The following is a 13424-nucleotide window of genomic DNA, read 5'->3' on the forward strand; positions in this document are numbered from 1 at the left end:
CCGCTAAGCGCCCGCTCCTACCCCGTGCCCAGATGGCGGAATTGGTAGACGCACCAGCTTCAGGTGCTGGCGATCGCAAGGTCGTGGAGGTTCGAGTCCTCTTCTGGGCACCAGTGACCTTTCCGGCAACGTCCGGGAACGTCCAGCAAGCGGCTGGTTTTCCACCGTTTTTCGATGAGAATCGCTGAATGGAATCCAGGCTGATCCAGCCGGAACCATCAGCGTACCATCAGCTTTGATGGTGTTTTTGATGGTTCCGGTCAGCCTCTTGCAGGTGAAACCATCATGACGCTTACCCACATCCAGATTTCGAACGCCAAGCCCGCAGAAAAGGCCTATAAAATGGCCGATAGCGATGCCCTATATCTCGTGGTCAGACCGAGCGGAGCAAAGGTCTGGCGAATGAACTATCGTCACCTGGGCCGACAAAAGACTCTCTACTTCGGTTCGTGGCCTGATATTGGAATTGCTTCCGCTCGGGAACTGCGCGACGCAGCGCGAAAGCTGCTTCTTGCAGGGCTCGATCCGGCCGCGGAAAAGAAGGTCGAACGGATCACCCGAAAGATCGCCGAGGACAACACGTTCAAGACGATCGCAGAGGAATGGCTGGCGAAAAACGAACGGGAAGAGCGCGCGGCCGTCACGCTTCGCAAAATTCGCTGGCTCCTCGATATCGCCAATCCACTGATCGGCAGCCGTCCGATCTCGAAAATCACGCCCCAGGAGGTTCTGGCCGTACTCCGTAAGGTCGAGGCCAATGGACGGTATGAAAGTGCGCGTCGGATGCGCAGCGTGATCAGCAGGGTCTTCCGATACGCGATCGCCACCGCAAGGGCGGACCGTGATCTTGCGGCTGACTTGCGCGGCGCGCTCACGGCTCCGAAGGTAAAGCACCACGCCGCGATCACGACCCGCAAGGAAACAGGGGCGCTCCTGCGCGCTATCGAAGGATATGCTGGTCACGAAATCACGGCAATTGCGCTGCGACTGACGCCGCATGTCTTCGTGAGGCCGGGCGAACTGCGACAGGCGGAATGGACGGAGATCGATGTCGAGGACGCGGTGTGGACGATCCCGGCCGACAAGATGAAAATGCGCCGTCAGCATTGTGTCCCGCTGTCCAGGCAGGTTCTCGAAATGCTTGAAGCGCTGCACGGCCTCACGGGCCATGGGCAATTTCTGTTCCCCTCATTTCGAACTTCCCGGCGGTGCATGTCCGAGAATACGGTGAGCGCGGCCCTTCGGCGTCTCGGCTATAGCCGCGAGGAGATGACGGCGCATGGCTTCCGTTCGACAGCCGCGACTCTTCTCAACCAGATGGGCATGTGGCATCCCGATGCGATCGAGAGGCAGCTCGCGCATCTGGATGCAAACGCGACGCGGCGAATCTACACGCGCGGCGAATATTGGGATGAGCGTGTGCGCATGATGCAGCACTGGTCGGACTATCTCGACCAGCTCCGCGATGGCGCACAGATTGTGCGGCCATCTTTTCAGAGGGGCGGCCGAATGACTGCCTAGCGCGCTCAGGTTTTGCGGTAGTACGTTCATATATTTATGTATATTTTATGAGGTAACGATCATAAATTTACGATCAAAATATCTTGATATGTTCATATTTATATATACATCTTCGGCTCATCAGGACATATATATATGAACGAAGATCAGGCCGCCCTTGCCCGCAAGCAACTCGAAAGACGTTTCGCGCCCTTGCGCGAAACGTCTTTTGCCGTGCCCCCAAGAGGCTGGATAAAGGCAATACGCGAAGCTCTGGGCATGACGGTCCGCCAGCTTGCCGCTCGTATGGGAACATCGATTTCGCGCATTCCCGTGATTGAGAAGGCCGAAGTCAGCGGATCCACCACGATTAAGACGCTGCGTCAGGCGGCTGAGGCAATGAACTGCACTTTCGTTTATGCCTTCGTACCGACGAAGCCGCTTGATGATATCCTGCGCGACCGCGCGAAGCAGAAAGCGAGCAAGGATATTGCGCGGCTGGACCATACCATGCGGCTGGAAAATCAGGCCCTGCTCAAAGCCGATCTCGACGAAGAACAGCGGCGCATGATCGAACTCATTCTATCCGGCTCCTTGCGCGGCCTGTGGGATGATGAATGACAGATAAGCTGTTTAACGATGACGACGACGCCAACACGCCGCTGACCGCCGAGGAGCGCGAACAACTCATCCCGTCCTATATCACCATGCGGCATGAGCTGAATGAAGCCGAACAGATCAATATCAGGCAAGCTTTACGATGGGTGATGAGCCGGAAGCGGGATATTCTCGATCAGGATTTCATGAACCAGCTTCACAAACGCATGTTCGGAGACGTGTGGCGTTGGGCCGGGCAGTATCGCACCACGCCGCGCAACATTGGCGTCGATGCTTACAGAATCCCCATGGACCTTCGTCAACTGATCGACGACACGCGATATTGGGTCGAGCATGGAACCTACCCACCCGATGAAATTGCCGTCCGATTCAGCCACCGGCTCGTTGCCATCCATCCTTTCCCGAACGGCAATGGCCGTTTTTCGCGTATGGTCGGCGACATGCTGGCGGTCCAACTCGGATGTACACCGTTTACATGGGGAAGCGTTGGCCTGGTCAATGCCAGCGAAACGAGAGCAGCTTATGTTGCCGCACTTAAAGTAGCCGATAGCCATGATATCGGGCCATTGTTGCTCTTTGCACGATCATAGCTAGATAGCCAGCATGTGACTCCGCATGGACCAAGCGATCAATAGCTGCTCCGACGCGAGCTACACGGTGGGAACGAAAATTTGGGACCCTCTTTTCGAGCGGTGGCGCAACCGATTATGCGCTGGTTAGGGCTTTCAGACTTTTATATGGGATCAGCGTAGATCGGCCGACCTTGACGGTTTCAAGGTCGCCGGACTCGATGAGTTCGTAAATCCTGGATCGACTGATTCCGGTGAGCTTGACGGCAGTGGAAATCCGTACCGTAAGGGGCTCGATAAATACGATCTCAACCGGAGTGTCATCGGAATCCCGCATCTTTCATGTCCTCGCAACGAGACATTTTTGCGCGCGGTTCCAACGCAGCTTTCGCCCGCTCAAGCATGGTCGGCGGCACGATTTTCACAAGGAGGAGGGCACGTAGCTACCGGTCGGCGGCATTCCCGCGCCGCGGGGCCACAGACTAATGCCGCAGCCAAGCGGAGCGAGGAGGAAAAGAGGGGGTTATTGCGTATCCGTCCTGATGAAGAGGCTCGCCATGCCTGCAGGGTTTTCAACGTCTCGCAAGCCAGAACTCGAAGTCGCCGGGGCCGTTCTTGTGCGCCGCTTCGGCGGGACTTGGTCTGGCGATTCTGGCATGTGCCGCTGCCCTGCTCATGAGGATAAAACCCCGAGCCTGTCGGTCAGGATTGGCGAAACACGACTTTTGTTCAAATGCTTTGCCGGCTGCGATATTTCCGATGTGCTCCGGGCGCTTCGCCGCGACGGTCTGAACGCCCTCGACGCACGTGACGGCAGGGGGGCGCCATCCTCCCTCCCTAAAGAATGGCTACAGCAGCGTGCCCGTGACCTGTGGGGCATTGGTCGGCCAATAAACTGGACAATCGCGGAGACCTATTTGCGGAACAGGTCGATCGATATTGCACCTAACTGCCTGCGGTTCGCTCCCCGAACGCCTCTCGGCAAGGGCCGACTGGCCGTGTTTCGACCGGCGATGCTCGCCGCGGTAACCGATGACTCGGGATTGTTGGCCGTCCAACGGACCTTCCTTGATGGCAGGGGCCGACGCGCGCGCGACCTCCGGCACCCTCGCAGATTGCTCGGTCACCCCCGCACAGGTGCGGTTCGACTCGCGCCGGCCGCTTATACACTCGGAATTGCCGAGGGCGTCGAGACAGCGATCTCGGCGATGATCCTCCTCGGCATCCCGGTCTGGGCCGCACTCGGCAATGAGCGCATCCCACAAATTACTATTCCAGAATCGGTGTCGCGTCTCATCCTGTTGCCCGACAACGACCGTGCCGGCCGCCTCGCCGTGCCGCTCGCCGTGAAGGCGCACGCGGTGCCCGGACGACGCATCGATACGATCTGGCCATGGAACGGCCGAAACGACTGGAACGATGTCCTCAGGCAAGGAGGGAAGGGAGTGGGGGACTGGCGGCGCCGAGCGGCCTGAATGGTCGGGCTTCCGCCGCCAGGAGACTGATTATGTCATTTCCCATCGTATACGCGCCTGCGCGCAACTGCGTCCCTTCGCCGCTCAACGTCAGGACCGAAAGCGATCCCGATGCCGACGCAGAACTGGAGGCGATGATCGGCGAGGCCGGCTTCGTGCTCCAGAATTTGATTGGTACGGCAGTCAAGCGCAAGAAGGACCACTACAGCATCTTCGGCGGCGGTCGGCGCCTCGAGCGCGTGCACGTCCTGATCGAAAAGGGGCGGCTCCCGGACGACTTCAAGATTCCGGTCATGGTGATGCCGGACGCGAAGCGTGCCATCGAGTTCAGCTACGCCGAGAATAACAAGCTCCCGATGACCGCCGCGGACGAGTGCATGGCGTTCAAGAACATGATCGAGAAGGAGGACAAGACTGCGGCCCAGGTCGCGGCGCGCTTCGGCAAAACCGAGCGCTTCGTGCTCGGCCGCGTCCGTCTCGCCGATCTCCACGAGACGATCTTCGATGCGCTGCGCAAGGGCGAAATCACCCTCGAAATTGCAAAGGCCTATGGCAGCACCTCGGATACGGCTCGCCAATCCCGCGTCTTCGAGCAATATCGCGACAGCTATTACCGCAACGACCCGTACACCATCCGGCGTGAGCTCGCCGCCGGCAGCTACCGGGGCGGCGACCCGAAAGCGCTGCTCGTCGGCCGCGATGCCTATGTCGAGGCGGGCGGGCGGATCGACTCTGACCTCTTTTCCGACAGTGCATCCGAGAACTGGATCGATGGCGACGTCCTCGACCGCCTCGCTGATGAGAAGCTGGCTGCGGAAGCCGAAGCGATCCGGGCGCGCGAGGGCTTCGCGGAAATTCGCGCGGTCCCGATGACGCGCATCTCGTTCGCGGATTATGACGGCCTCCGCCCGGTCCGCGGCGAGATTCCTGAACCGACCGCAGAGGAGGTAGCGCGCTGCGCCGAAATCGAAGCTGAGATGAACATGATCGCCGAATCTGCCGACGAGAGTGATGACGGCATCACCGAGGACGAGGAACAGCGGTATCGCGAACTTGAATCCGAACTGAGCGGCATCCAGAATCGACCGGCGGTCTTGACCGACGACCAAAAGGCCGCGGCACTTGCCTTCCTCGTCATCGGCGAAGATGGCCAGCCGCGTGTGCACCATCAGGCCTACATGGTGCCGACCGAGGCCGACGAAGACATCGATGGCGACGATGATAGCGACGCCGAGACCGACGGCTCTGTCTCGGCGAAACCGGCAATGAGCCAACGACTCATCGACGAGCTCGCAACGATGAAGGCGGAACTGCTTCGTGTCCATGTCGCAAGCGATCCCCGCTTTGCGCTCGATCTCGGAACCTTCGTGATGGTCGATGCGGCTTTACGGCGCTACGCTTCCGATCTCGCCAGCGACCTTCGCGCCGATGCCGCGCCGTCGCGTGTCATTGGCTTCGAAAGCGGATCGCTCGCGGCTGACGAATGGGCCAAGCTCGAAGAGGGGCTCGATCGAAGCTGGGTCCAGCCGAACATCGGCGTCGCCGGGCGCTACGATGCCTTCTGCGCGCTCGGCGAAGAAGCGCGTGCGGCTTGGCTCGCTTGGGCGATCGCCCGGACGATCCATGCGGTGCCCATGAAAGATTCCGCCAGCGGTTTCGTCGATCATCTCGGTTGCAAGCTCAAGATCGATGTCGCCGCCTGGTGGCGCCCGACCGCGAAGAATTATTTCAAGCGGCTCACCAAGAGCTCCATCATCGACCTCTTTCAGGAGATCGGCGGCAGCGAGCTCAGCCAGCGCTACGGGGCGTCGAAGAAGAACCTGCTCGCCTCTTCGGCTGAACAGCTCTTCGCCGGGAACATCATCGTCGAGGCGGACGTCAAGGAAAAGGCGCTTGCCTGGCTGCCTGACGCCATGCGCTTCGAGCATCCGGTCGCCGAGCCGGTGAACGATGATGGCGAAGACGAAACGAGCGGCACCGTCGAACCCGAGGCGGCGGGCGATCCCGCCGATGATACCCACGAGGACGAGCCGCTCTCCGACGCGGCCTAATCTCGCTCTTCGATTTTATGGGGTCGCGGTCCTGCGCCGCGGCCCCTTTTCTTATGCCCCCATTCCAGTCGGGAGGAGAGGGGGAGGGGCGATGGCAGCGGGGGCGTGTTGCTCCCGAACCTCTTCAGGAGAATTGCCATGACCCTTCCGCTTCTGAAGCTCGCTGAAACCCCGGGCACCGAGGCCCGGGAAAAAGCCGAACGCCTTTATGGCGTCGCCCGCGCACTGCGCGACCGGCTCGCCGATCCGCAATCCGTGACCCGCTCGCTGCTCAAGCGCCTGATGGTGGAAGCGTTCCGCGGCTCCGATGCCGACGGGCGCTGGTCGATGCGCGATGCCTATGACGCGCTCGAAGCCGCGCAGGCATCGGACACGCTCGTGCCCGATGATGACCCGAACCCGGACTGGGGGCCCGAAGACGAATTCGCGGATATCCTCGCGTTCGAGAAGGCGCTGCCGACCCAGACCTATCGCAGCGAGCACCAGGTCGATATGCAGCAGTTCAGCACGCCGGCGGCGCTGTCCTGGCTCGCGGCCCGAGCGGCGGCGGTCACTGCTGGCGATCATGTGCTCGAACCGTCGGCAGGTACCGGCATGCTTGCGGCGCGCGCGATCGCCGCGGGCGCGAGCGCTTCGCTCAACGAGCGCGATCCCTGCCGGGCGGCGCTGCTTTCCCTCGTGACGGGCCGCCCAGTCACGACCCATGACGCCGAGTTCATCAACGACCGGCTGCCGACGGATGTTCGGCCGACAATTGTCCTGATCAACCCGCCCTTCAGCCGCAGCGAGGGGCGCGGCCAAGATCGCCATGCCGGAGCGCGCCATCTTCGCTCCGCGCTGCTGCGTCTTGCCGAGGGCGGACGCTGCGTCGCGATCATGTCGCCGACCTTCGCGCACGATGCGAGCGGCGCGAGCGGCTATGTCTCCGTCGCCGAAATTGCCCGCCCGCGCGTCGAGATCACGATTCTCGGCCGTCCCTATGCGAAGCATGGCACCAGCGTCGCCGTCCGCCTGATCGTCTTCGACAAGGGCTGGATCGGCCAAACCGAGCGCCACACGGTCGACACCATCGCGGCGGCGCTGCCCATCGTGCTCGCGGCTCCGGCGCGGCTTGACCCATCCGACGAACCGCCCCCGGCGTCCCCGGCGGTAATCCCGATGCGTCCCGCGCTGAGGCCTTCGTCGTCCTCACTCTTCTCCGGCCTCGCTGGCCCCAGGATCATCGCACCCTCGCGGATCGCCGCGACCGATGATCTAGCGCAGCCGCTCGCCTATTCGGTCCGCGACGCGCCGCTCCCTGTCGGCGATCCGGTCGGTATCTATGCGCCTTGGCGGCTCGCCCGCATCGATATTCCAGGCGCGAAGCCCCACCCCGACGATCTCGTGGAATCGCTCGCCATGGCGTCGGTTCTGCCCCCGATCCCCCAATATCGCCCGCTTTTCCAGAAGCGGGCAAGCGAGGCGCTGTCAGACGCCCAGCTCGAAGCGATCATTTACGCAGGCGATGCCTTCTCGCGCGACCTCTCGGGCCGGTTCGTCACCAACACGGCAGGCGACTTGCTGATCGAGGACCCCGAAGGCCGCCCCTATCGCATGGGCTTCTTCATCGGGGACGGGACGGGCGTCGGCAAGGGCCGTGAAGGCGCCGCAATTATCCGGGACCAATGGAACTGCGGCAATCAGCGCGCCATGTGGATCTCGAAGGGCGCGACGCTCCTCGAAGATGCCCGGCGCGACTGGAGCGCGCTCGGCGGGCTTCCAATCGACGTCCAGCCGCTCGACGCCTTTCCGCTTGGTCAGCCGATCGGCATGGCGAGTGGCATCCTCTTCCTCACCTATGCGACGCTCCGGTCCCAGCGCCACGACCAATGCTCGCGCCTGCAGCAGATTCTCGAGTGGACGGGCGCCGGGTTCGAAGGCGTGATCCTCTTCGATGAATCCCATTCGATGGGCAACGCCGCCGGGACCAAGGACGAGTACCGGCAAGCCAAGGGATCCGAGCAGGGCCTCGCCGGGGTCCGCCTGCAAAATGCGCTGCCGCGCGCCCGCGTTGTCTATGAATCGGCGACCGGCGCCACCAAGCCCGAAAATTTGAGTTACGCGTCGCGGCTCGGGCTCTGGGGTCCCGGTACGGCGTTTGCCAATCGCGACGGCTTTCTCGCCGCGATGACCGACGGCGGCATCGCCGCGATGGAAATCGTCGCCCGCGATCTCAAGTCCATGGGTCTCTACACCGCCCGGGCGCTCAGTTTCGCCGGCGTCGAATATGACCCGCTCGAGCATCAGCTCACGCCGGACCAGATCGACATCTACGACGCCTATGCCGATGCATGGGCGATCATTCACCAGAACCTCGACGAGGTTCTGAAGGCGTCGAACATCGTCGACCGCATTTCGGGGCAGACGATGAACGCCCAGGCCAAGGGATCGGCGCTGAGCCGGTTCGAAAGCGCGAAGCAGCGGTTCTTCTCGCAGGTCCTGATCGCGATGAAGATGCCGACGCTCGTTCGCGCGATCGAGGATGAACTCGCCGCGGGCCATGTCGCCGTCGTTCAGCTCACCAGTACCGCCGAGGCAATACTCGACCGCCGCCTGGCTGACCTGTCACCCGAAGAACGGGCGAACCTCTCGATCGATGTCTCCCCACTCGACACCATGGTCGATTATCTGAAGACCGCCTTCCCAACCCGGCAAATGCGCGCCTTTCGCGCGACCGATGGGTCAATGCGCTCCGAGCCAATGCTCGATGACGACGGCAACGGTGTCCTGTGCCAGGAAGCGGTCGCCGCGCGCGACGATTTGATCGAGCGGCTCTGCTCGATGCCGCCTGTTCCGGCTGCGCTCGACTTTCTCATCGTACATTTCGGCACCGACATGGTTTCCGAGGTCACGGGGCGCACGCGGCGGATTGTCGTTGATGGGCAGGGCCGGCAGAAGGTCGAGCGTCGCACGTCCAGTTCCAACATCGCCGAGACCGACAACTTCATGTCGGGGCGAAAGCCCATCCTCGTCTTTTCCGAGGCGGGTGGCACGGGGCGGTCCTACCACGCTGACCTGGACTGCCCGACCGCGCGCAAGCGGCGCATCCACTTCCTGCTCGAACCCGGATGGCGCGCCGACATCGCGATCCAGGGCCTCGGTCGCACCCACCGCACCTACCAATCCATGCCGCCGGTGTTCCGCCCGGTCACGACCAACTGCAAGGGTGAACGCCGCTTTATCAGCACGATCGCGCGCCGTCTCGACACGCTGGGCGCGCTCACGCGCGGCCAACGCCAGACAGGCGGCCAGAACCTGTTCGATCCCGCCGATAATCTCGAAAGCAGCTATGCCCGCGAGGCCCTGACCCAGTGGTATCACCTCCTCCACGCCGGCAAGCTCGCGAGCGTCAGCCTCGAGAAATTCCAGATCATCACAGGCCTGAAGCTTGTCGATGAGCATGGCACCTTGCTCGACAAGCTGCCGCCGATCCAGCGCTGGCTCAACCGCATCCTCGCGCTCAGGATCGCGACCCAGAACGCGGTTTTCGAGGAATATATGGGGCTCATACAGGCCCGCGTCGACGCAGCGCGCGAAGCCGGAACGCTCGACCTCGGCGTCGAAGCGATCCGGGCCGAGCGTATCGTTCAGATCTCGGAGCGCGTGCTCAGGAAAGACCCGGTATCCGGCGCCGAAACGCGTTTGCTCCGCCTCGAGCTTCATCTGAAGCCGCACGTCACCGGATGGACGCGCCTCGACAAGATCTGGGGAAGCTCCGACGACGTGCGATATCTGCGGAACAGCCGTTCGGGGCGCGTCGCCGTTTGCGTTCCATCCTGGTCGATCACCGACGACGAGGGGCGCCCCGTCAAGATGCTGGAGCTTGTCCGGCCGACGGGTTCCAATCGTATCCAACTCGCCGAACTTTGGCACACCTTCTGGAAAGAGGTCGATCACGATAGCTTCAAAAGCTTCTGGGAAGCAGAGGTGTCCGAAGCGCTCGATAAGGTCGATATTGACACGATCAGCGTCGCGACCGGCCTCCTTTTGCCCGTCTGGAACAAGCTGCCGCAAGACGATGTCCGCGTCTGGCGGATCGATGACGCGGCGGGAACGTCCATCCTCGGACGCATCGTGATGCCCACCGCGCTCGAGAAACTGGAGTCCGCCTTCGGTCTTGAGTCCTCGATCAAACTCACGCCCGATGAACTGATCGAGGCGGCGCGTGGCGGCGATGGCGCACTGATCCCGGGCCTCCATGGCGCGCGCCTCGTTTCCACGATGGTGAACAGTAGCCGGCGCTTCGAGGTCCGGGATTTCCAGCCACAGGACCGCGAATGGCTGAAGGCGCGCGGTCTGTTCAGCGAGGTGATCCAGTACAAGACGCGGCTCTTCCTGCCTGTCGAGAAGGCCGACGAGGTCCTCGCCGCGATCATCGCCGAGCGGCCGCAGTGAATCCCGAATCCACGAAGGGGGCCATGATGTCCGACTTCTATCCACTGGTCGATCAGGACTTTGTCGACCGCTTCAACACGGCTCTCACCGCGCTCGGGAGCTCGGCCAGCATTGCAGTCACGACCTTGCCGACCGACGGCACGGTCTTCGAGCTCCTGGACGACGAAAGCGATTTCCTGATCCTCGTCCCCTCGAACGCCACACCTGAAATCGTCAGCCTGACCTATCGCCTGTACGAAATAGGCGTCCGGCAAGGGCGGTGCGCCGGCGAAGCACTCGCATGGTCGAAGCTTCGCAGCCTCATCGGCGCTGCCGAATGCGGCCCCCAGTCACCGCCATAGTTTGCGTGCTGGGCCAATTTACAGGCGAAAAGGGGGGAGTGGGGGGGGGCTCGGTGTGGCGGCGGAATTGTCCGCAGGGCCATCGAGACGATGGAGGTTCCCATGACAGACCGTGCATCCGCGATCATTCGGATCGGCGGGGCGATCAGGAGCGATCTGATCGAGCCGCTGATCGACGCCATAGCGTGCGACCATGGAATGCTCGACTGGGTTGGAGCGACCGTCGATGCGTCCCACATTGTCGATGGCCAAGCCCTCGAAATCTGCGCCCATGGCCTGGTTGGCGGGCAATTCGATCAGGTCGAGGATTTCTGCACCCACCACGGCATTCCTTTTGTTCGCAATTCGGATCCGTGTGTCGGCGCGTTCAGCGCTCAGCGTGCCGTCTATACCGGCGAGGGCGATCCGCTATATTTCGACACCAACGGGTCGGACCATGTTCTCATGAGCCGGACCGAGTTGAATGGGCTCGGATCCATAGCCGCGGCCGACGCCTGGTTCGAAATTGCCGCATTCGTTCCGCCTCCGATTTCGATCGCTTCCGCGCCGGAAGAGCAGGGACCGTGGAGCCGCCGCGCCGGTCATCCGTTAGCCGACTGGAAATACGAGATCTCAAACGATGACACGCGTCTCGGCTATCTGGACTGGATTGCCGCCCGCGAAGCGAATGAGACCGGTGATACGATGCCAAGAGCCGAAGCCGTCGCCCCGGATGTTCCGCAACTCTATCTCCACCTCTATCATGGTCGCAAAGATCCCGATGAGAACCTCGAAGACTGGGGCAGTGATGGACCCGTCATCGGGCCGCTCGCTTATGTCCACACCACCTATATGTGTGACGTCAAATTTGCTGCCACACCTGAAGTGATGGACCGCTACTTCCCGGCGGTGATGTCCGATTGGCGGGCGCGAGGATTGTCGAACGTCGTCGGCCCGCTGTGCGATTGGCGCCTCACCATCTTCAACGATTATGTCGAGCATGACGGGGTCTACTACGGCGACTGGACGGTGTTTACTGCTACTCCCAGCGAGTTGAAGCGGCAGCCGCCAAGGCCACGGAGCCAGCGTGATGGCACGACGTCCGTCGACGTCCATGTTTGAAGGTTCATCGTTTCGGCGTCTGTGGATGGTTGAAAGCGTTCCCAATATGCCCTATATGAAACTCACTAAACTAGGAGCGCCGACATGTCTCGCACAGCCAGTATGGCCGCTATCGATGTAGATCGCATCCTGCGTGACCGCATCCTGGCAAGCGCCGACCGGATCATCAAGATGATGCCAGCTGCCGCCAAGACGGCGGCGATTGGCAGCATCGACGTCCCCGCGCTTGTCCTGAATATCGCGCGCGGCATTCCGTCGGTCGAAGCCGGCGATCCGGAACAGGCGGAAGAGATTACCCGGGCCATCGCCTTCAAACGGCGACTGATCGAAGCCGCAGGTGGAGCTTTCGATGCCGAAGCAGTTCGCAATCTGCTCGGACACAAGACAGTGCAGGCCGTCTACAAGGCCGCCCGGGACCGTCGCCTCCTCATGATCGATGACAATGGTGCCAAGCTGTTTCCGGCATTCCAGTTCGATGGCAATGCCATCCTCCCGGCGATTCCCCGCGTTCTCGGTGCTGCACCCGGGGCGAGCGGCTGGGCGGTCCTCCAGTATCTGGTGAGCGGCGACGACGGTCTGGGCGACGCGCGGCCGATCGACCTCCTAAGGGGCAATCAAGACGATGTCGATCGTGTCGTGCGTGTCGCCCAAACACTCGACGACTGACAATGGCGGCAAAATCGATGATGCCGGTGGCGACGATCGCTGCCGGACGGACGCTGCACCGTGTTCATGGCAAATCCGTCGACGCGCGCTGGTATGGCCGCAAGGACGCGTCCTGGCGCTGGGACGATCCCGACGGACAATTCGGCGTTCTTTATCTTGGGAAAACACTGGTTGGCCCGTTCGCGGAAAGCCTGCTGCGGAAGCCCGCTGACCGGGACCTGTTATGGGACCGTGTCGAGCAGAAGCGCGCGGCTACGTTCAAGACCAGACGAACACTACGCCTTGCCAAGCTGCATGGCCCCGGTCTCGCCTGGTTTCAGACCACCGCTGCCGGCGTAGCGGCCGATTTCGATCCGGTCACCAATCCTGGTGGTTACGACATTACGCAACGGATTTCCGCGATCGTTTATACCGAGACGGCGTTCGATGGCATCCAGTATAGGTCGCGCTTCGACACGGACGAACTTTGCATCGCATTGTTCGAGCGAGCGGATCCCGCAATCGACCTGACCGGTGAGAATCTGCAGATCGACAAGGGCTGGGTCCGCAAGATCCTCAAACCGCGTGGATTCGAACTCATAGAATTCTAGATCCACCGTCGATCCCGGTTGCGCGTTGAGCTACATATTTTGCAGTGGATTTTTCACTTTTGCGAGAAACCGCGCAGGA

At 61.8% G+C, this 13424-nt stretch carries 11 protein-coding genes and 1 tRNA gene; 11 read left to right on the forward strand and 1 reads right to left on the reverse strand.

Translation table 11 applies throughout. From position 1 onward, the window contains the following. Positions 1 to 26 precede the first annotated feature (26 nt). The 4 genes from VGN68_RS13895 (at position 27) to VGN68_RS13910 (ending at position 2708) form a co-directional block, all read left to right on the forward strand. A tRNA-Leu gene (locus VGN68_RS13895) sits at positions 27 to 113 on the forward strand. A 172-nt stretch (positions 114 to 285) separates the two neighbouring features. Then, entirely contained in the window at positions 286 to 1521 is a 1236-nt protein-coding gene (locus VGN68_RS13900) for a tyrosine-type recombinase/integrase (RefSeq protein ID WP_062900461.1), read from the forward strand. A 135-nt stretch (positions 1522 to 1656) separates the two neighbouring features. Then, positions 1657 to 2121: a mobile mystery protein A gene (locus tag VGN68_RS13905; protein WP_062900460.1), complete on the forward strand. Its 465-nt coding sequence runs from the start codon at positions 1657 to 1659 to the stop codon at positions 2119 to 2121. Beyond that, entirely contained in the window at positions 2118 to 2708 is a 591-nt protein-coding gene (locus tag VGN68_RS13910) for a mobile mystery protein B (protein WP_062900459.1), read from the forward strand. Before VGN68_RS13905 ends, VGN68_RS13910 begins: the two co-directional genes overlap by 4 nt. A 115-nt stretch (positions 2709 to 2823) precedes the next feature. Here VGN68_RS13910 and VGN68_RS13915 read toward each other — a convergent pair whose 3' ends face one another. Then, positions 2824 to 3024 (reverse strand): helix-turn-helix domain-containing protein, encoded by a 201-nt coding sequence (locus VGN68_RS13915; RefSeq protein ID WP_062900458.1) that lies wholly within the window; start codon positions 3022 to 3024, stop codon positions 2824 to 2826. Positions 3025 to 3244: 220 nt separating this feature from the next. Between VGN68_RS13915 and VGN68_RS13920 the strand changes: the two genes are divergently transcribed. From VGN68_RS13920 to VGN68_RS13950, 7 genes are all read left to right on the forward strand, one after another. Then, positions 3245 to 4162 (forward strand): DUF7146 domain-containing protein, encoded by a 918-nt coding sequence (locus tag VGN68_RS13920; protein WP_062902944.1) that lies wholly within the window; start codon positions 3245 to 3247, stop codon positions 4160 to 4162. A gap of 32 nt (positions 4163 to 4194) precedes the next feature. After that, positions 4195 to 6213, forward strand: coding sequence for a ParB/RepB/Spo0J family partition protein (locus VGN68_RS13925; RefSeq protein WP_327477471.1), 2019 nt, complete (start codon positions 4195 to 4197; stop codon positions 6211 to 6213). Positions 6214 to 6351: 138 nt separating this feature from the next. After that, complete coding sequence (locus VGN68_RS13930; RefSeq protein ID WP_062900456.1) at positions 6352 to 10647, forward strand: strawberry notch family protein; 4296 nt, start codon at positions 6352 to 6354, stop codon at positions 10645 to 10647. A 26-nt stretch (positions 10648 to 10673) separates the two neighbouring features. Continuing rightward, positions 10674 to 10988 (forward strand): hypothetical protein, encoded by a 315-nt coding sequence (locus VGN68_RS13935; protein WP_062902943.1) that lies wholly within the window; start codon positions 10674 to 10676, stop codon positions 10986 to 10988. 102 nt (positions 10989 to 11090) lie between these two features. Then, complete coding sequence (locus VGN68_RS13940) at positions 11091 to 12089, forward strand: hypothetical protein (RefSeq protein WP_120216964.1); 999 nt, start codon at positions 11091 to 11093, stop codon at positions 12087 to 12089. A gap of 84 nt (positions 12090 to 12173) precedes the next feature. Continuing rightward, positions 12174 to 12755 (forward strand): hypothetical protein, encoded by a 582-nt coding sequence (locus tag VGN68_RS13945; protein ID WP_062900454.1) that lies wholly within the window; start codon positions 12174 to 12176, stop codon positions 12753 to 12755. 2 nt (positions 12756 to 12757) lie between these two features. After that, positions 12758 to 13345 carry an RES family NAD+ phosphorylase gene (locus VGN68_RS13950; protein ID WP_062900453.1) on the forward strand — a complete coding sequence of 196 codons (588 nt, stop codon included), beginning with the start codon at positions 12758 to 12760 and terminating at the stop codon, positions 13343 to 13345. The last annotated feature ends 79 nt before the right edge of the window (positions 13346 to 13424 follow it).

It is taken from the genome of Sphingopyxis sp. (assembly GCF_035998965.1).
Classification (GTDB): Bacteria; Pseudomonadota; Alphaproteobacteria; order Sphingomonadales; family Sphingomonadaceae; genus Sphingopyxis.